15 protein-coding genes are annotated in these 19,055 nt (G+C 65.6%); 13 read left to right on the top strand and 2 right to left on the bottom strand.

From position 1 onward, the window contains the following. Positions 1 to 163: 163 nt before the first annotated feature. The 8 genes from PLU72_01255 (at position 164) to PLU72_01220 (ending at position 12,000) form a co-directional block, all read left to right on the top strand. The gene (locus PLU72_01255; GenBank protein HOT26781.1) at positions 164 to 520 is read left to right on the top strand and encodes an STAS domain-containing protein; all 357 of its coding nucleotides are present in this window, start codon (positions 164 to 166) and stop codon (positions 518 to 520) included. Continuing rightward, positions 513 to 2,975 carry a hypothetical protein gene (locus PLU72_01250; GenBank protein HOT26780.1) on the top strand — a complete coding sequence of 821 codons (2,463 nt, stop codon included), beginning with the start codon at positions 513 to 515 and terminating at the stop codon, positions 2,973 to 2,975. Before PLU72_01255 ends, PLU72_01250 begins: the two co-directional genes overlap by 8 nt. Before the next feature lie 36 nt (positions 2,976 to 3,011). Next, a complete protein-coding gene (locus PLU72_01245) occupies positions 3,012 to 3,692 on the top strand; it encodes a hypothetical protein (protein HOT26779.1) in 681 nt (226 codons plus the stop codon). 152 nt (positions 3,693 to 3,844) lie between these two features. After that, the gene (locus PLU72_01240; protein ID HOT26778.1) at positions 3,845 to 5,038 is read left to right on the top strand and encodes an Ig-like domain-containing protein; all 1,194 of its coding nucleotides are present in this window, start codon (positions 3,845 to 3,847) and stop codon (positions 5,036 to 5,038) included. Next, complete coding sequence (locus tag PLU72_01235; GenBank protein ID HOT26777.1) at positions 4,998 to 8,147, top strand: Ig-like domain-containing protein; 3,150 nt, start codon at positions 4,998 to 5,000, stop codon at positions 8,145 to 8,147. The genes PLU72_01240 and PLU72_01235 overlap by 41 nt, the downstream gene beginning before the upstream one ends. Positions 8,148 to 8,178: 31 nt before the next feature. After that, entirely contained in the window at positions 8,179 to 10,101 is a 1,923-nt protein-coding gene (locus PLU72_01230) for a HAMP domain-containing sensor histidine kinase (GenBank protein HOT26776.1), read from the top strand. Positions 10,102 to 10,108: 7 nt separating this feature from the next. Then, positions 10,109 to 10,555 carry a ribonuclease HI gene (gene rnhA, locus PLU72_01225; GenBank protein ID HOT26775.1) on the top strand — a complete coding sequence of 149 codons (447 nt, stop codon included), beginning with the start codon at positions 10,109 to 10,111 and terminating at the stop codon, positions 10,553 to 10,555. After that, the gene (locus tag PLU72_01220) at positions 10,504 to 12,000 is read left to right on the top strand and encodes a hypothetical protein (GenBank protein ID HOT26774.1); all 1,497 of its coding nucleotides are present in this window, start codon (positions 10,504 to 10,506) and stop codon (positions 11,998 to 12,000) included. The genes rnhA and PLU72_01220 overlap by 52 nt, the downstream gene beginning before the upstream one ends. A 23-nt stretch (positions 12,001 to 12,023) precedes the next feature. On the opposite strand, the gene PLU72_01215 is transcribed toward PLU72_01220, so the two are convergent. Continuing rightward, a complete protein-coding gene (locus tag PLU72_01215; protein HOT26773.1) occupies positions 12,024 to 12,719 on the bottom strand; it encodes a hypothetical protein in 696 nt (231 codons plus the stop codon). A gap of 118 nt (positions 12,720 to 12,837) precedes the next feature. Beyond that, positions 12,838 to 13,020, bottom strand: coding sequence for a hypothetical protein (locus PLU72_01210; GenBank protein ID HOT26772.1), 183 nt, complete (start codon positions 13,018 to 13,020; stop codon positions 12,838 to 12,840). Positions 13,021 to 13,190: 170 nt separating this feature from the next. Between PLU72_01210 and PLU72_01205 the strand changes: the two genes are divergently transcribed. The 5 genes from PLU72_01205 (at position 13,191) to pgl (ending at position 19,007) form a co-directional block, all read left to right on the top strand. After that, the gene (locus PLU72_01205; GenBank protein ID HOT26771.1) at positions 13,191 to 14,081 is read left to right on the top strand and encodes a HEAT repeat domain-containing protein; all 891 of its coding nucleotides are present in this window, start codon (positions 13,191 to 13,193) and stop codon (positions 14,079 to 14,081) included. A 103-nt stretch (positions 14,082 to 14,184) separates the two neighbouring features. After that, positions 14,185 to 15,804 (top strand): bifunctional UDP-sugar hydrolase/5'-nucleotidase, encoded by a 1,620-nt coding sequence (locus PLU72_01200; GenBank protein ID HOT26770.1) that lies wholly within the window; start codon positions 14,185 to 14,187, stop codon positions 15,802 to 15,804. Further along, positions 15,773 to 16,735: a decarboxylating 6-phosphogluconate dehydrogenase gene (gene gnd, locus PLU72_01195; GenBank protein ID HOT26769.1), complete on the top strand. Its 963-nt coding sequence runs from the start codon at positions 15,773 to 15,775 to the stop codon at positions 16,733 to 16,735. The genes PLU72_01200 and gnd overlap by 32 nt, the downstream gene beginning before the upstream one ends. Continuing rightward, the gene (zwf, locus tag PLU72_01190; protein ID HOT26768.1) at positions 16,732 to 18,267 is read left to right on the top strand and encodes a glucose-6-phosphate dehydrogenase; all 1,536 of its coding nucleotides are present in this window, start codon (positions 16,732 to 16,734) and stop codon (positions 18,265 to 18,267) included. The genes gnd and zwf overlap by 4 nt, the downstream gene beginning before the upstream one ends. Then, positions 18,264 to 19,007 (top strand): 6-phosphogluconolactonase, encoded by a 744-nt coding sequence (gene pgl / locus PLU72_01185; protein HOT26767.1) that lies wholly within the window; start codon positions 18,264 to 18,266, stop codon positions 19,005 to 19,007. The genes zwf and pgl overlap by 4 nt, the downstream gene beginning before the upstream one ends. Positions 19,008 to 19,055 lie beyond the last annotated feature (48 nt).

Here is a 19,055-nt window from a genome sequence, read left to right as displayed (position 1 = left end):
CGAAGATCATTGCATGGTTTCCCTCGGATTTCTCCCTCTGTACAAGCATACCATATCGGCGCGAGGATGCGACAAGATTCCGTGACTGCGAACCCGCAAAAACCGGAATCACTTGATCGGGAGATTGAGGATTGTATAGAATGAAAGCCGAGGTGAGAGAGATATGACCACCAACTTCGCCTGCCGGACCCGGAAAGATGGGGCCTGGCTCATCATCACCCCGGTCGGGTATCTGAACGACCAGGGCGGCACGGTCATGAACGACGTCATCGGGGCAATCGATCTCGCCGGCATCACGACCGTTTTGTTCGATTTCGGCGAATGCACCCTCGCGAACAGCCAGGGCATCGCATGTCTGCTCGACCACTGCGACCGGTTTGCGGAGGAGTTCCAGCTGAAGCTCGTCTTCTGCCGGCTTTCCCCTCTGCTCCGGGAGGCCTTCAGTCTCGTCGGTCTGATGGAGATGGTTTCGACCTTCGGCACCGAACAGGAGGCCCGTTCGGCTCTCGGTCATGGCTGACACATCGCCGGAGCGGCAGCTTCTCGAACAGCTTCGCTCGGAGAAACGCACGCTCCGCGTCAACGCCGTCGTCCAGCTCGCGAAGACCGCCGCATCGGGCGAGGCGCTGAAAGCTCTCCAGGAGCTCGCCGACGGAAGCGATCGCGAACTGTCGTTTTTTGCCGCGCAGGCCATAAGCCGCATCCGGTCGAGACGGGGAGACGCCCGTGCGGAAGGGCCCGAGGCACCGCCCACCGGGAGTTGCCCGGCGATCACGCGAACGAGTCTCCTGTCGCCCCGGCGCGACGAGATCGAACCGCTGTTGTCGCGCATTCGTTCCGATCCCGCCTCGATTCCCGAGGAACTGCAGCCGCCGGCCGCCGCGTTTCTCGGGAGATACGGGAGCGAAGGCGACGTCTCGTTTCTGGCCCACTGGCTCGGAGACGGCCAGAGCGGACTGATCATCCCGGTGATCGAGGCGATCGAAGCCCTGGCGCCGCACGCACTGATGGCGCATTTTCCGATGCTTCTCGCGTCGAATCACCCGATCGTCCGCATTCGGGCGATCGCCGCCCTCCGCAAGGTCGACGAGCAGGAAGCCGAGGCGCATCTATCGGAGCTTCTCGCCTCGCGAAAGAGCGAAGAGCGGATCGCAGGCCTCTCGGCGGCGTTCGCCTTTCCCTTTCCGCGGATTCGCGAGTATGTGCTCTCCATTCTCGGAGACGAGCAGGATCCCGAAGTCCTGCATGGATGCGAGACCCTGCTCGCCAGCAATCCTGAGATCGATACGGCCCTCCGGATTCTCGACCTCATCGACACCGTGCCGAAACCGCAGGCGGCGCGGCTCAGCGCGATTTTCAAGGAAATCAGCGTTTCAGCGTCGGCGGCGGGGCTGATTGCCGGCCCCGACGCACCGCATGAGGCAATTCTGAAACTGTGGAGGCGCGAACGCCTCAGGAAGTTCCTCGCCGACCTCGAGATCCAGATCGCGGTCGCCTCCCCCACACGCCGGGAGGCCATCGAGGACTGGCTGGCGAAGAACATCCAGACGCCCGACGTGGCCGCGTTCGTCGAGAAACTCGCCCTGAATCCCGCAACCGAGGACGTCTACCGCCGGCTTGCCGATTTTCTCCCCCATGCGGCCTCCCTTCAGCCTGTCAAGCCCGAGACCGCCCCGTCGAAACTGCCCGAACCGGAAAAACTGGACCTTCTGGGGCGGCTCGATGCGACAACCTGGGAAAAACACGCCCCGTGGGTCCGCGACGAGGCCAGATTCGGCTCGCCCGCCACCCGGGCCCTCGCCTTCCGGTGTCTGATGAAGCTGAGCCGGGACGCCGAGGATCTTCCACTCGCGGAATCCGCCCTCCAGCAGGACGAACCGGCAGTTCAACTCGCGGCGTTCATTCTGCTCGAGGCCCGCTCGCCAGACCGCCTGGTTCCGAGACTGTCCGACCTGCTGGCTCTGCCCGACCCGAAGATCCGCGGCAAGGCCGTCCGTTTTGCCCTCAAGTGGGATGAACGCAAAGCCGTCGAAAGCATCGAGAAGATGCTCCGCTCGACCGACAAGACCCTTCGCGCCCAGGCCGTGAGCTGCCTGATCCTGGTGCCGTTCGAGAAGATCCGGAACATCCTGCTCCGGGCGCTCGAGGCGGAAGACCACCCCGCGATCGCGCGGCGGCTGATCGTCGTTCTGCTGACGAACCCCTCCAAAGAGCTTCTCGAGCGCCTCGACAAGATCCAGGCGAGCTCGAACCCCGGCGTGACGATGCTGATCGCCCAGGCGCGCATGGACATGTTCGACACCCTCCTGCGTCTCGGCATCGACATGCAGCAACCGGCCGCGCCCGCCCCGAAACGGGAAGAGGCTTCGCCCGAGGCGGCGCCTCCGGAAAAACCGCAGACGGCGGTCGACCAGCCGATGCAGCGCGAGATTCCGAAGCCCTACGCCGTGAGCGAAGTCCGCCAGGCTATCCGGAACCGTCAGGCCGAACTCCGCGCCCAGCAGAAGCCGCCGGACGCGAAGAACGCAGAACGGGAAGGGCTGGCCGGACTCGTGCGGCGCGTGCCGGTTCCTCTCGTCGCGGCGCTCGCGGTGATCCTCCTGGCCCTCCTTCCGATCCTTCTGCCTCGCTCGACGGAGCCGAGGGTGCCGGAAACGTCCCGGAAGGCATCTTCAAAGACCGGCCGCGGCCAGGACGAGCGTAGGGCGGAGGAGAAAGTCGACAGGCTGACCGGCATCCCCACCGAGTTCCGCATGGGCAGGCCCTGCAAGCTGACCGGCCGGGTCCTGAAGACGATCGACAAAAAGACGTTTTTGTTCGAGAGCGAAACGAGACAATATCGATGCGTCGCTCCGGCCTCGCTCCCGATGCTCCTGGACGGCGAGCAGATCGTCGTCGAGATGCTCCCCTACCGCACCCTTCCGAACGGCGCGATCGCCGCCGAGGTGATGAAGGTCACCGCCGGGAAGCAATAATATCACATACTATTATCATAAGGATTATATATCACGATGACACGCCAGACGTTCGGGAACCGGTCGCGGCCGGCCAGGTTCTGCATCGCCTTCGCTCTCCTCGCGCTCGTTTTCGTTTCCGGAACGATCGGCTGCAGGATCATCCAGCCCTACTGGTCCGAGAACCGGAACGGCGGCATTCCCGGCCAGATCGGCCGGTATACGATCGCCGGCGGGGGCGCCCTCGACATCCGGTCGGACAATTTCCGTCTGGTGATTCCCGCGGGAGCGGCGGCCGACGGGACGACCCTGAACGTCTCGATGGTGTATGAACCGCCGATCCTGTTCGGGACGACACAGACGACGGGAAGCCGAGTTCTTCCCCCGGACGGCTTCGTGAAACTCTCCAGCGCCTACGACGTGACGATTTCCCCCGCCACGACGGTCCTGTCCCGCCCCGCGCGGCTCGAACTGCCGTTCCAGCCGGACGCCCAGGCGCGCGCGCATCCCGACGCGATTCTCGTCGCCTGCGAACGCGAAACGACCGGCTGGTCGCTGCTCGTTCCGCCGTCGACATCGACCACGGCCTCGCTGTCGTCGAGACGACGGTGTTTTCGCGCTGGATGGTGGTGCGGCCCACCGACACGAGCCGCACGTTCCCGACGCTCGCGATCTCGATGGAGCCGGCGGCGGCCGTCGCGAGCCAGGGCCGAGCTTTCGCGGGCAATCTCACGCTGACGCACACGGTGCGGGATATCGACCCCGGCAGCATCGTCTCGAACGAACTGACCATCGTCGGCGTCAACGGCGCTCTTCCGCCGGGGACGATCGCGGATTCCTCCGAGTCGCGGGCGTTCCCACCGGACGGGCTCGGCCGCGCCGTCCTTTCCATGAATAATTCTCCATATATATCACGCTCTTCTCAGGGCGGCTCTCTGATCTATACGCTTCGCTTTGCCATCGCCGGCCTGAGCCCCGCGGACCTGGCCGACCGGCTCCTCCTGCGCTGGGTCATCAAGCGTTCCGACGGACTCTCCTTCGCACGGGAGTTCCCGGTGTCGCTGATCGAGGCCGAAGCCGCCCCGACCGGCGGAACACCCCGGCTGGTCGCGTTTTCCCCGGCCGACGGCGCCTCGGACGTTCCCGGCTTCACGCCCGTCGAACTGGCGTTCGATCTCGAGATGGACCGCGACAGCGTGGTCGGGGCGACGACGATCTCGCCCGCGCCCGGCGCGGCGGAAGCGACCTGGACCGACAACCGGCACCTGTTCCTGACGTTCCCCGCCCCCTGGGCCGGCGACACGGTCGTGACGGTGTGCGTCGCCTCGTCGGCGACGAGCCTGGCCGGCGCCGGGCTGGGGAGGGAGTATGCCTGGTCGTTCACCACCCGCGATCCCTCCGGTCAGCCGGCGCCGGTCCTGGCGGCCGTCGCCCCGGCGAGCGGCTCCCTCCAGGTCGCGATCAACTCGCGCATCTTCCTCCGGTTCTCGAAACCGATGATCCGCGCCTCGGTCGAGGCGGCCGTCGCAGCGGTCCAGCCGGCCGTCAGCCAGTTCAGTTTCGACTGGTCGGCCGACCGCACCGTCGTCGGGATCCTTCCGGCGACCCTGTGGCAGGCCGAGACCGACTACACGATCGAAATCGGGGCCTCGGCGGCCGACACCGACGGTCTGACCCTCGGCAAGCCTGTCAGATTCACCTTCCGCACCTCCGCCGCATCCGGGCCGACCGTCTCCATGCTCGAACCCGAGCCCGAAAGCATCCTCTCCGTTCCGCCAACCACGCTGAAATTCGGGTTCAGCAGGGCGATGAACCGCACGCTGACCGCGGGCGCATTCTCCGTCGCCCCCGCCCCCGCGGGCACACCGACCTTCAGCTGGGCCTCGGGCGACACCGAACTGACGATCGCCTGGACGTCCCCGTTCCACGAAGGCCGGGAAGTGATCGCCAGCTTCTCATCGGCGGCGCGCGACAGCTCGAACCTCCCCCTCTCGGGAACGACGAGGTTCCGGTTCTTCACCCGCGACGCCACCCCCCCCGGTCGTGGCCGGCGCCGTTCCGACCGACGGCAGTTCGGGGAATGAGCGCAACGCCCCGATCCTGCTGACGTTTTCCGAACCGATGAACACGGCGGAGACCGAAGCCGCCATCCGCGTCTCGCCCGCGACGGACGGGCTCGTCTACCGATGGGATACGACCGGCACCCGGCTGACGATCACGCCGACCCTGCTGTGGCCGGCCGAGAGCCAGATGCTTCTGACCATGGACACGGGCGCCGCCGACCAGTCCGGGAACGGGCTTTCCGCGCCGTTCATCCTCACGTTCAAAACCGGCTCCGTTCTGGCCCCGGCGCTTGCCGGCTCGACGCCGGTTTCCGGAGCGACCACCGTTTCCCGCGGGCAGCCGCTCACGCTCGCGTTCACTCAGCCGATGCTCACGACCGGCCTTGCGGACGCCCTGACCCTCGTTCCGGCCCCCTCCGGCGGCGTCTCGATCTCGTGGAGCGCCGACGCCACCGTCGCCACGCTCACCCCGTCTCCGGCCTGGGCAAACGCCACCACCGTCACGGTCACCGTCGGCACGGCCGCGAAAAGTTCGACGGGGATCGGCCTCGTCGCGACAGCATCCGTCGCGTTCACGACCATCGACGACGAGGCTCCGGCCGTCGTCTCGATCACCCCGGGGAACGGAGCGACCGGCGTTTCGACGACCGCTTCCCTGACGATCCTGTTCAGCGAAGCGATGGACGCAGCAAGCGTGCTCGGCGCCGTCTCGCTGAGCCCCGCCGCCGCCGGCACCCGCAGAACACGCGTTTCCGACGGCGGGCGGCGGTTCGAGTTCTCCTGGTCGCAGCCCCTGAGCAGTCTCACGACCTACACGCTCGGCATCGGCACGGGAGCCCGCGACGCATCGGGCATTTCGCTCGTCCAGCCGGTATCGAGCGTTTTCCGGACCCTCGACGCCTCGTTCACCGATACGACGCCGCCGACCGTTCTCGACGGGCAGGAAACGCCCCGGGCGAACGCCACGTTCGTCGCGTCTTCGACCGTCGTCAGCCTGGCGTTCTCGACGGCGATGAACCAGGCAAGCGTCGCATCGGCCTTCAGCCTGAAGACGGGCGGCAGCGCCGTCGCCGGCAGCTCCCGCTGGGAATCGGACCGGTTCGTCTTCGTTCCTTCCTCCCCTCTGGGGATGGGCCTCGAATACACGGTGCGGGTGGCCAGCAGCGCGACCCGGCTGAACGGCGTCCGCATGGCCGCCGACTGGATCGCGACGTTCACGACCGCACCAGACACGGCTCCCGTGATCTCGTCGACCGTTCCCGCCGACGGCGCGGCGAACGTGCCGGCCAACCAAAGCGTCGTCCTCGACTTTTCGGCGCCGATGGCGACCTCGACGGTTTCCGTCGCCGTCGCTCCCGAAGGACTCGGGCAGAAGAGCAGCATCTGGAGCGCGGATCAGCGGCGTCTCACGATTTCCTACACGGGCGGATTCGGCGGAGGAATTCTGCACACCGTCACGGTCGGAAACGGGGCCCGGAACATCGTGGGAACCGCCATCGCGGGCGACCTGGTTCTCGAGTTCACAACCGCGGCCGCGGTCGGCCCGAAACTGCTGGCGATATCGCCGGCCGTCGGCGCAACCGATGTGCGCCGCACGACGAGCCTGACGCTGACCTTCGACGCGGCGATGGATCGGGCCTCGACGGTCGCCGCCCTGTCGGTCGCCCCCGCACCCGCCGAAACGCCCGTCGTCACGTGGAGTTCGGGCGACACCGTCGTCGGCCTGACCTGGCCGAACGGGCTGGCATTCGGAACCGCGTATTCCGTGCAACTCGCGACGACGGCGAAATCGGCCGCGGGGCAGCAGCTCGCCGGGACGTTCTCGAGCTACTTCATCGTCGAGAGCCGGCCGCAGCTTGTCGCGGGCAGCGAGTATCCTGCACCGGGGGCAACCAGCGTGGCGACCGGCACCGTCGTCCGAATGACGTTCTCGAAGACGATGGACCAGGCGTCCGTCGCATCGGCGTTCGGCATGACCGCCGGAGGCGCCGCCGTCGCAGGAACGTTTTCCTGGTCCGGTACGACGATGACCTTCACTCCGTCCGCTTCGCTTCCGGCCTCGGCCGCGTGCGTCGTGACGGTTTCGACCTCGGCCCGCGACGGCAACGGCAACACGCTGGTCGCGCCGGTTTCCTGGCGGTTCGACACGGTGACGCTCGCGGGCACGGTCTGGAGAGAGATTCTCCCGAGCGATTTCACCGCGACGGACAGGTTTGCCCCGAGACGGGGGCACGCGACGATCTCGTTTCTTGATCGCCTGTGGGTCATCGGCGGAACGGACGGTGCGACGTTCTTCAACGACGTCTGGAGTTCGAGCGATGGCGAGACGTGGACTCCCGTGCTCGCACACACCGAATCGCCCGGGTCCGGCCAGTTCAGCGGCAGGACGAACCACGCCTGCGCCGTGTTCAACGGGCGGATCTGGATGACGGGCGGCTACATCGACACCGGCACCGGGATCGACGTGGCCGACGACGTGTGGTCCAGCGCCGACGGCGTCACCTGGCGGCTCGAATCGGCTTCCGCGGAGTACTGGGCGCGGGGCGATCATAACATGTTCGTTTTCGACAACAAGCTCTGGATGATCGCCGGCCAGACCTACGACGCGGACGGTCTGGAAACCCTGCTGAACGACGTCTGGACGTCGAGCAACGGCGTGTCGTGGAGCGAGACGTCCGTCACGTCGGCGTATTTCCCGCGCAGGCTCGCCGCGGCGGGCGTGATCGGCGGCAGGATGTTCGTCTGGGGGGGATACGGCACCGATGCGGCCGGCGCGGCCGGGCCGCTGGGTGATATCTGGCATTCGACGAACGGTTCGCTCTGGACGCTGTCGACCGTCTCGGCCCCGTTCTCGGCGCGTCAGGGCGCGGCCCACGCGGTCATCGACGGCAAGGCCTGGCTGATCGGCGGCTTCGGGGTCTCCCCTTCCGGCTTCGACGATTGCCTGAACGACGTCTGGACGAGCGGCGACGGGATTTCCTGGAACAGGCTTCTGTCGCACGATGCGCTGGACGCCGGCAGATTCTCGCCGCGCCAGCAGGCTGGCATCGCCCGATCGGGCGGCCGGGTCTTCCTCGTCGGCGGGGAGGAGACGTATGATATTCTTAATGATATATGGACATTCGACTGATTCTCCTGCATAATGGTCCGGAGGACGCGATGTGAGAGAGCGCAAGGATACGATGCCCGACGGGGACGGCGAATGGCACCTGCTGTCGGATGCCGCACGGTCCGGTGAAAGCTCCGCGACGTGCAATCCGGAATCGTATCCTCTCCCCTCCTTCGGTTATGAGGCCATGCAAGGCATCGTCCTGCTCGCGACGTTCGGTCTCGGCTTTTTCGCCTGCCGTCTGCTCGGGTTCGCGAGCGGCACGACCGAGCACGCCCGCATCATCTTCAGCGTTTTCACCGGTTTCAACATCGCGGCCGTCTACGTCGCGTGGCAGGGCCTGTCCCAGATCCCGCCCCGGAGCATGCTGCGCGATTCCCTGACGAACGTCACGATCGCCCTCGTCTGCGCCGCCTGCGCGAACGGATCGGACCTGATCATCTGGCTCACGGGCCTGGGGATGATCAAGACGTCGATCGTTCCCAACCTGTTCTTCGTTTCGGCGCTCGTTTTCGGCGTCGCCGGCGTGTTGCAACTGGCGCGGGTATGCCGGGTCTCGCCGGGGATCGGTTCTGCGATGACGTTCATCGGCATCATCATCCTGTATTCCGCGATCGCGATATATATTTCACCAGATATTATATCGATCGACCCCGATATCCCGCTCAAGAAGGAAGTCGTCTTCGGGCTGCTGTATTCCTTCGTCATCGGGTATATGACGGCCATCACCCTGAAAATCTGGCGGGACGCCCAGGGCACTCTCAGGACCGCGGCGCGCCAGATCTGTTTCGGAACGCTTCTGCTGAGCGTCGGCTGCGCGGTCTACGGCCCCCTCTTCGCCGGCCATTCCCCTCTCGCCGTCGCGTCGCATCCGGTTCACGTGATCCTGGCCCTGGGGTATTTCATCGTCGGTCTCGGCGTTCAGCGGATGGGGATGACGGTCGTCTCGGTCTTCTCCCCCGAGATCGAGCCGCTGGCGGTCGAAAAGCCTCTCGTGGACATCTTCGGTCCGGTTCTCGGGCTTCGGGTGTACGAAACCATGGCGAAGAAGATCCGCGACGCCCACGAGGCGTTCGTACGGCTCGAAACGGAAAGCCAGCTTCGCAAGGCGCACATCCTCGAACTCGAGCGGGAAATCCAGCGAAGCACGCAGGCCGAGGAGGCGCTGAAAATCGCGAAAGAGTCCGCCGAGACGGCCGTCATCTCGAAATCGCATTTTCTCTCCCTCATCACGCACGAGCTTCGCACGCCGCTTTCCGCCATCCTGGCCTACGGGCAGATGCTCGGCGATTCGACCGGTCCCATGAGCAGGTTCACGGGCCCCGAAGTGCGAGAACTCGGCACCCGGATCCAGAAAAGCGCCGCTCACCTTCAGAACCTGATCGACGGCATTCTCCAGTTCTCGAAACTGGAGAACGGCATCTCGTCGCCCGATCTCAAGCACTTCATGCTGCAGGAACTGCTCGACTTCCTCATGCCGCTCGCCGAGGCTCAGGCGCGGGAAAAGAAGCTCCGGTTCGCACTCGAGGCCCCGGATGCCCCGGTCAGCCTTTACGCGGACCAGCAGCATCTGAGGCAGATCGTCGTGAACATCCTCCTCAACGCCTTCAAGTTCACCCGCGAGGGGACCGTCACGCTGAGCATCACCGCCGACGACCGGGCCCTGCGCATTTCCATCACTGACACCGGGATCGGCATCCCCGCGGAAAACATCGGCAACGTCTTCGAACCGTTCTACCAGGTCAGCTCCGGCATCACCCGGAAATACGGCGGGGCTGGCATCGGCCTCCCCATCGTGAAACAGCTCGTGACGGTCATGAACGGACAGATCACGATTTCGAGCAAGGTCAATCAAGGCACACGCGTCGATATTGTATTACCGGATATCGTTCTGACGGCGGCTCCCGCCCCGGACGTTTCCGCCGGATACATCGTCGGCACGGTCGATACGCGCGGGGGTCCGAATGAATCCTGATCAGGAGTTGAAGACGGTCGAGTTGTTCTGCGACGGCGCATGCAGCGGAAATCCCGGGCCCGGCGGCTGGGGGGCCATTCTCCGGTTCGAGGCGGCCGAACGGGAACTGTCCGGAAGCGAGCCCCACACGACGAACAACCGCATGGAGCTGATGGCGTGCATCGCCGGCCTCGAGGCGCTGAAAGAGCCGTGCCGCGTCCGCGTCACGACGGACAGCCAGTATCTGGCGAAAGCGTTCGGAGACGGCTGGCTGGAAAAATGGCAACGGAACGGCTGGCGCACGAGCTCGAAAGAGCCCGTCAAGAACCGCGAGCTCTGGGAACGCCTCATCGAGCTGTCGAAGAAGCACCGTCTGACCTGGCACTGGATACGCGGCCATGCCGGCCACGCGGAAAACGAGCGGTGCGACGCGCTCGCCGTCGCCGCCCGCGAGAAAGCGGCATCCGGACGCTGATGCCCCCTCGCATCGCCCGCATTTCTGCCAGGGCGGGGGTTTTCTGCACTCTTTTGTTCTTTGGCCTCCATTCCTGCGCGGCGCCGGCCGCCACCGCACCCGCCGATCGAAGTGCGGCGAGCATCTTCGACCTGGTCCAACCTCCCGACGTCCGCTATCCCGTCCAGGCGCCGGTCACCGGCTTCGACGTCGACGGAACGAAGCCGCCCGTTTCTCCAGCGGCACCCGAACCGGCGCGCCCAGACGCCGCGGCATCCGTCTCCCCCCTTCCGGAGCAGCCGCTCAGGCACGTTGCGTCATCGGCCGAACGGCACAAAGCCGGTTCAAAGACAGGCCAGGCCGGCGGGACGGCCTCGACCGCCGCATCCGTTTCGGCCGTTTCCCCGCCCAGGGGCGCATCTTCAACGTCGAAGATATCCGTCACCCCGCAACAAATCTCCTCTGGTGCGTCCGTACGGACGGAACCGAAAGCCCCATCGGGGAGCCCGGCGGCATCCGCAACCTCTTCGATCCCCCAGAAATCCGCCGCAGACGGCGTGAAAGCAGGTCCGGCGACGGCAAGCCCGGCGATCGTTTCCGCTCCCGTTCCAGCTTCCATCCCGAGGGTGACCGCGCCTTCGCCGGTGGTTTCTTCTCCGGTCGTGGCGCCGGTCGCCTCCCCCGCCCCGGTCGTCGTCGCTTCAACCGCCGCCCCGGCTCCCGCATCTTCGGCCGCTACGCCCGAAACGACGGCAATCCACGCAGCCTCCCAACCTGTCGGCACCTTCTCCGAACCCGCCCCCCCGGACGAGCTTGAAATCGTCAGCGCGGCAGCATCGGAACCTCCGGCCGAGACCGGCCAACCGGCCCAGACAGCGTCGGCCGACGCCATTCTCCAGAAAGCGCGGGAGTATCACGAAGTGGGCTCATACAAGAAAATGCTCGCTCTGCTCGACGAGAACCAGGATCTCGTCGGGGACATGCCTGAGGTCGCCGCCCTGCGACTCGAACAGTATCTGAGCGATCCCCAGCCCGATTACCGGCTGATGCGCTCTGCGGCAGGCATCGTCCTGGAACGCGACGCCGGCGACGCCGATGCGAATTACGCCATGGGCCTGTATTGGAGCAGCCTGAAAAAACCGGATCTCGGCAAGGCGCTCCAGCACCTGGCCCTGGCGAAAAATGCGAAGAAGCCGCGCTCCGGGGCTGCCGCTCTGTATTGGCGGTTATACGTGAAAAACGTCTGGTATCTCTTCCTGCTCCCGCTCGCGATCGTTGCGGCAATCATCGACAAGCGCCGGAAACGGCAGGCAGGAGCGCCGACAGCCGAGGCGGTCACGTCGCAAAGCGGGGGATGGCGGCTGTCTTCCCTGCTGGATCCTCTGAGGACGTTCGCGGCGAAGTTCCGGCGACCGCCCCCCCCTTCCGGGAAATCGGCGGACAGAGGTTCCGGAGAAAGCGCGTGACGGCGTCCGTCACCGGTCTCGGCTCACCGCTTCCCGCCAATATATTTTATTCCGTATATATAGCATACGTCCCGTGATTCGACGGCCACTTCGGGCCAGAACCACGTCACCAGCAGGGCATACGACGGCTTTTTCTTGAACCCGCCGATCGGGCCCGCATGAGATCCGCCGCCGACGACGGCCTTCCAGGCATCCGCCCCGCTCCATCCGCGGCGGGAGCGGAGATATTTCGCGATGACGGCGCCGGTTCTGTCGCATCCCCATTGGCAATGCACATATGCCCCCGCGTCGATGGCCTCGAGGAGCTCGGCCGTCTGCCGTTCGGCGGGAACCTGTTCGGCGGTCATGCGACACGGCAGCCATCGAAGGCCTTCCTCGCGGCAGATCCGCTTCAGGGCGTTGTTGAACCGGTCGTTGCCGGCAGGGACATGGAGCGTGATGATCGTCTTCACCCCGCGGCCGCGAAGGTCGCGCACGTAGCGCCTGACGAGCGTTTCGTCGTTCGCCCAGGTTTCCGGGTTGAACAACGTCCCCCCAGCAAACAATCGTCCGTCGATCGCACGGAAATTATACGGCAGAGGCCCCGACCCCTTCGCCTGCGCGGCTTCGCCCTTGATACAAGCCGAATCGGTCGCACCGCCGAGGGAGAATGCGGGCCGATCGAGGAGCAAAAAAAACGATACGATCGCAAGAAACCGAACCAGTCGGACCATTTTCATCAGCGCGCTCCCGGGGCATGTACAAGAAAACGCGTTTTCCGGCGATTCTCCCGACGCGGGAACCGGAAAACGCGTTTTTCAGCGATGAACGTTTTGGCTTTCGAGAGCCGGGGAAAACTCAGTTGGAGGTTTTCCTGTAGACGTTGAGGCCGACTTTTTCATCGCGGCCGGGAAGGGCGTAGTTGCCTTCGGTGGTGGCGATGATCAGGGATTTCCCGGACGAAGACTTGCCGAATTCCTTGTTCAGATCGACTTTGATGGTGAGGATGTGTCCCTCGACGGTCAGTTCAACGTTCTTCATAGTTTCCTCCTGAATGTTATGGGTGGTTCTCGGTCGGTAGGGGAAGATACCACAAAGCCGGCCGAGTTTCCATACCCTGACAGCATTTTTCCCAAAACCCCTCTCCACAAGGGCAATCCGTCATGGGTTCGGGCAGGCACGACGGACCGGCGGCGTGGTATACTGAGGCCATGAGTTTTTCTTCGAGACGCCGGCTTTCCGCAGCCATCGGGTGTATCGCGCTGCTCTTCCTCTGCGCGCCTTCGCTGCAGGCGGAACGTCGCGGCCCCGATCCCAATGCGGTGGCGGTCGCCGAGAGCGTCGCGGCAACGGGAACGGACCAGCTGAACCCTGACGCCGTCGCCCTCGTCGAGGATGTCGAAAGCCTGCTCGAGCCGGAAAAGGCCCGCGGAACGTTCGATCGTCTTTCCCGGCTCGGCGCCGGGGCCGTTCCGGCGATCCGCGAGATGATGCGGCGCCAGAACCTCCGCCTGGTGCGCGCCGGCCTCGATCTCAGCGAACGGCTCGGCAACGGGGCGCGCGATGCGAGAGCGGATCTGGCGGCGGTCGTGTCCGACCGGAAACTCGGCGCTCTGCGCGTTCGTGCGGCGCGTATCCTCGGGACCCTCGGCGACAAGGCGGCCGACGCTCTTCCCCAGCTCGCGAAGAGCCTGGGCGACCCGAGCGAGCGCGTCCGCGAGGCCGTCGCCCGCGCGTATCTCGATATCGCCTCCCAGAGTGACCGCTGGACGCCGGCCGTCAGACAGCTTCTCGGCTCGAAGGGCCGGTGGCGGGAACAGGCGGTAAGCCTGCTCGTCACGTACGGCCCGTTGATCCATCCGGCGCTGCCCGCCCTTGCGAAGCTCGCCGAGAAAAAGCCCGCGACCGCCGGAGAGGCGGCGGTCATCCTCGTGCCGCAGCTGGTCCCCGGATTGAGCGGACTGGCGAAGGCGGCGGGCGTTTTTATGAGCACGCCGGAAGGCGCTCACGAAAAGATTGGGGCGAACGACGCGGCCCGCGACGCGGCTGCCCGGCAGGCAGACGAAGCGGCTTCGTTCGAGGATGTCGCCGCGTCCGACTGACGCATTCCCCGCTTGCCCTTCCGGACGAATGACGGTACAATTGAGGCCATATAGATACACAATTTCTCCGGCGCCCGCCCGGCGTCGGAAAGCGAGGTCAGGAATGTCATCTCTCCGTTCGATCGTCGGACCGGCTTTCGCCGCTCTTCTTTCCGTTCTCGCCCTCATCTCCGGGCCGGCCGCGGGCGCGGGTCTCACCGCTCCCGTCGAGATCACCGTTCTTCACACCTCCGACACCCACGCCCACCTGATGCCGTCCGACTGCGCCTCCGGGACGGCCATGGGCGGCTACGCCCGGATGAAAGCCTACCGCGACCGCCTTTCGGCGTCGGGAAAGAAGGTCGTCATGCTCTCCTCCGGCGACGTCTTCCAGGGCACCCTGTTTTTCCGGTTCTTCCGGGGCATTCCTGACGCGACGTTCATGTCCGGGATGGGCTACGCCGCAATGACGATCGGCAACCACGAGTTCGATGCGGGCCAGGATGCGCTGTTCGAAGCGTTCCGCGACGTATCGTTCCCGATTCTCTCGGCGAATCTGCGGTTCACCGCCAACAAATCGCTTCCCGGCCTCGTCAAGCCGTCGACCGTCGTCACCATTCCCGTCGGCGGGCAGGCGTTCAGGCTCGGCCTGATCGGCATCACCGACGAACATCTTGAAAACGACGTTCCCAAAGCCAACCTGAAGGGCATTGTGGTCGAGGATGCGGTCACGGCGCTTCGCCGGGAAGTGAAGAAGCTCCAAGCGCAGGGGTGCGACGCGATCTTCGCCCTCACCCACTCAGGATGGAATCGCGATCTCGAGCTTGCCGCCCAGTTTCCCGAGATTACCGGCTTTCTCGGCGGCCATTCTCACGTGTTCGCCGATCCGCCGCTCGTCGAGGGCAACAGCGCCGGGCACCGGTTCATCAGCCAGCCAGGCGAGTTCGGAACGCACGTTTCGCGGCTCGATCTCCGGTTCGAACCCGACGGAACCGGCGCGCGGTGCATCGTGACGGCCGCCGGGCTCGTTCCGCTGACGTCCGACCTGCCCGAGGATCCCTCCATCAAAACGACCGTCAACCAGCTCTGGAAGCAGGTCGAAGAGAAGACCTCCGAGCAACTCGCCGAAACGGTGACGCGGCTCGACGGCGATCGCCCGCTCGTCCGCTCGCAGGAGACAAACCTCGGGAACGTAATCGCGGATTCGCTGTTGAATGCGGTTCCCGGCCAGATCGGTCTCATCAACGGCGGCGGCATCCGGACGTCCATCGCGGCCGGCGCGGTCCGCATCGCCGACTGTCTGAACGTGCTGCCGTTCGATAATTATCTGACGAGCCTGCGGATGTACGGAAGCACGATCCAGCGGCTGTTTGAGCAGGTTCGCAAAGAGATGACGACCACGGCGGGCTACGGCGGATTCCTGCAGGTTTCCCGCGGGCTCAACGTGAAATACACCCCCTCAGGCGTCGAACTGACCTATCTCGGCAGGCCCCTGGACCCCGAAGCGATCTACACAGTCGTCACCAACGATTTCCTCGCCAACGGCGGCAACGGTCTTCCGCAGTTCACCGAGTGCGTTTCCTCCGAGACCACCCCGGTTCTGTGCGCGGATGCATTGATGCAGTATGTGAAGAAACTCAAATCGATCGACGCACGCATCGAGGGACGCATCGACCGCCAGGTCGAGCTCATGCCGTTCCGCAGGCCGGCCCATCGGATTCACGTTCCTCGGCCAATCGACTGATCCTGGCGAAGGCGCAACCGTGATGAAACTCGGGTTCATCGGTCTCGGCAGGATGGGGCTCAACATGGTCCGGCGGCTCGCTGCGGGCGGCCACGAAATTCTCGCGACGGCCCGCACGACGGCGAAAAAAGCCGAAGCCGAGTCGGCCGGCGCTCGCTGGGTGAACGACCTCGACGGGTTCGTCGATGCGTTGCCGGCTCCCAGAATCGTCTGGGTGATGGTTCCATCCGGAGCCGCAACCGAAGAGACGATCGACGCCCTGTCCCGCAAACTGTCGGCCGGCGACATCATCGTCGACGGCGGTAATTCCGACCATCGCGACACGGTGCGCCGCGCGGAGCGGCTTTCCGGACTCGGCCTGCGGCTCGTCGACTGCGGAACCAGCGGCGGTGTCTGGGGCCTCGAGAACGGCTACTGCCTCATGGTCGGCGGGGACTCGGACCCCGTGGCGCATCTCGCCCCGCTCTTCACGACGCTGGCCCCCCCTGACGGCTGGATGCACGTCGGCAGGTGCGGGCTCGGCCATTACGTCAAGATGATCCACAACGCCGTCGAGTACGGCATGATGCAGGCCTACGCAGAGGGATTCGAACTGCTGCGGCAGCACTGCGGCGAATCGCTGGATCTCGGCGCCGTTTCCCGCCTCTGGAACCGGGGAAGCGTCGTGCGATCCTGGCTCCTCGAGCTGTCGGAAAAGGTGTTCGACGACCCCGCCGTCCTGGACTCGATCGCCGGCCGCGTCGAGGATTCCGGCGAGTGCCGGTGGGCGCTGGAATCGGCGATCGCCGAGAGCGTGCCCGCGCCGGTCTTTGCCGCGGCCCTGTTCGCCCGGTTTTCCTCGCGACGGCCCGACAGTTTCGCGAACAAATTTCTCGCCGCCCTGCGCAATCAGTTCGGCGGGCACGCCATGACCCGCCGCGGGGAAACGTGAGCGTCGCCACGCCGGTCGCGGAGGAGCGGGCGGCGTGCGCCGCGACGCTCGTCATCTTCGGCGGCACGGGCGACCTCGCGCGCAGGAAACTCCTTCCCGCCCTTGCCCATCTGAAGGCCTCGAACGCGCTACCCCAGGACCTCGAACTGATCGTCACGGGAAGAAACGACGTCAGCGTCGCCGAATATATATCTAGTATTATAGATTTACGAGCGGACCGCTTCGCGTCTTCGGAGCAGACCCGGCTCGGTCTCGAGGCGCTCCGGCCGCTGATTCGCACGATCAGGCTCGACCCTGCCGCCCGCGGCGCGGCCGAGGCATTCGCCTCGTCGCTCGCCGGCATCGAGGCTTCGGCCGGCAACCGGGCCCGTCTCTTCTACCTTGCCGTCCCCCCCGATCACGTGGAGCCGTTTCTTCCCGTCTTGGAGCCGCTGCTGGATCGGAGGACTCCCTGCGGGTGCAGATCGCGCATCATCGTCGAAAAGCCGTTCGGGCACGATCTCGCCTCAGCGAATCTCCTTCAGGAGCGACTCGCTTCCGTTGCGACGGAGGACCAGATCCTGCGCATCGACCACTACCTCGGCAAGGAAGCCGTGCAGAACATTCTGGTGATGCGGTTCGCAAATGCCTTTTTCGAGCCGGTCTGGAACCGGCACTACATCGATCACGTCCAGATCAGCTTCGCCGAGGAACTCGGCGTCGGCCACCGCGCGTCCTTCTTCGAATCCGCGGGAATCCTGCGTGACGTCGTTCAGAATCATCTGATGCAGGTTCTGTGCCTGACGGCGATGGAGCCCCCGATTTCGCACCGGCCGGAAAGCATCAGGCTCGAAAAGCGCAAGGTGATGGCGGCCCTCAGGCCGATCGCACCGTCGGACGTCGCGTCGGCGACGGTCCGCGGCCAGTATGCCGCGGGGCGGAGCGGGGGAGCGCGCGTTCCCGGCTATCTCGAGGAAGCGGGCGTCAGGCCCGGTTCGCGCACCGAGACGTTCGCGGCGCTCCGGTTGTTCATCGACACGTGGCGCTGGTCGGGCGTTCCGTTTTATCTCAGGGCGGGCAAGCGCCTTTCCGCGAGCCAGACCGAGATTTCGGTCCATTTCCGCCCCGTTCCGGGCCACCTGTTCCCCGCATCGGCCGGGCAGCCCAAGCCCAACGTGCTGGTCATGCGGGTCCAGCCGAACGAGGGCAGCCATCTCCGGGTCAACGTGAAGGTCCCCGGCAGGCAGCTCGAACTCGGAACGGCCGGCATGGATTTTTCTTACCGGACGACCTTCGGGTCCGACCGGCCCGACGCCTACGAGCGACTCCTGCTCGACGCAATCCAGGGCGATCCGTCGCTGTTCATCGGCCAGGATGAGATCGAAGCCGCCTGGCGGTTCATCGACCCGATTCTTCAGACGTGGCGCGAAAACGACGACGCGCCCCTACCCGCCTATGCCGCCGGCAGCGACGGCCCCGCGGAGGCCGACGCGTTCATCCGGGCCGACGGCCGCAGCTGGCGCCCTCTCTGCGTCGGGGCATGTCCCTGGTGAAACGGTTCGGCCCCCCGGCCGCCGGTGCGACCGTCGAGATTGCTCCCGCCGCATCGGATGCCGTCGCTTGGCTCGCCGATATAATAGCCAATACCATATATGATTTCGGCGACGTTCACGGAAGGCGGCCGTCGATCGCCCTTTCCGGCGGCTCCACTCCCGGCGCGGTCTACGAACGCCTCGCCGCAGCGTATCCGGCGCTCGTTCGCCGCGCCCTGTGGTGCCAGGCGGACGAACGGGACGTCGCCCCGGACGACCCGGCCAGCAACCGCGGCATGATCTGCCGGACGCTGTTCGGGGCCCGGCCGGCCGAACCGCCGGCGAATTTTCTCGCCGTTCCTCTCCCCGCCGCGGATGCCCGTTCGGCGGCCCTCGCCTACTCTCGTCTTCTCGCAACGCATCTCGCGGAACTCGGCGCGGGTTCGATCGACATCGTGCTGCTCGGCATCGGCGAAGACGGTCATACGGCCTCGCTGTTTCCGGGAACCGGCTGGCGCACCCTTTCCGAGCCGCTTTTCGCCGCGGTCGACGCCCCGTTGCCCGCCGGCCGGCGATACACCCTGACGCTGAACGGCATCCTCGAAGCAAAGCATCGCATATGGATCGTCCGGGGAGAAGCCAAGGCGGGGATCGTCCGCAGGATCCTCCGCGATGCCCCGGAACACCTGCCCGCCGGCGCGATCGTGCGCGCCGCCGAAACGCGCTGGCTCCTCGACACCGGCGCCGCGGCAAGCCTCTGAAACATCAACGCCCCCGGGCCGAAGCCCGGGGGCGTTGATGAGAATCGG

It is taken from the genome of Candidatus Ozemobacteraceae bacterium (assembly GCA_035373905.1).
In the GTDB taxonomy this organism is placed as follows: domain Bacteria; phylum Muiribacteriota; class Ozemobacteria; order Ozemobacterales; family Ozemobacteraceae; genus MWAR01.
Note: the sequence above shows the minus strand (reverse complement) of the source record. Positions and strands in the feature narration are given on the sequence as shown.

Bases quoted from the DNA above. Each gene is read 5' to 3' on its own strand.
- PLU72_01250 (HOT26780.1), top strand. From the start codon at position 513: ATGGCTGACACATCGCCGGAGCGGCAGCTTCTCGAACAGCTTCGCTCG.
- PLU72_01215 (HOT26773.1), bottom strand. From the start codon at position 12,719: ATGAAAATGGTCCGACTGGTTCGGTTTCTTGCGATCGTATCGTTTTTT.
- PLU72_01255 (HOT26781.1), top strand. From the start codon at position 164: ATGACCACCAACTTCGCCTGCCGGACCCGGAAAGATGGGGCCTGGCTC.
- PLU72_01205 (HOT26771.1), top strand. From the start codon at position 13,191: ATGAGTTTTTCTTCGAGACGCCGGCTTTCCGCAGCCATCGGGTGTATC.
- PLU72_01245 (HOT26779.1), top strand. From the start codon at position 3,012: ATGACACGCCAGACGTTCGGGAACCGGTCGCGGCCGGCCAGGTTCTGC.
- PLU72_01200 (HOT26770.1), top strand. From the start codon at position 14,185: ATGTCATCTCTCCGTTCGATCGTCGGACCGGCTTTCGCCGCTCTTCTT.
- PLU72_01240 (HOT26778.1), top strand. From the start codon at position 3,845: ATGAATAATTCTCCATATATATCACGCTCTTCTCAGGGCGGCTCTCTG.
- PLU72_01210 (HOT26772.1), bottom strand. From the start codon at position 13,020: ATGAAGAACGTTGAACTGACCGTCGAGGGACACATCCTCACCATCAAA.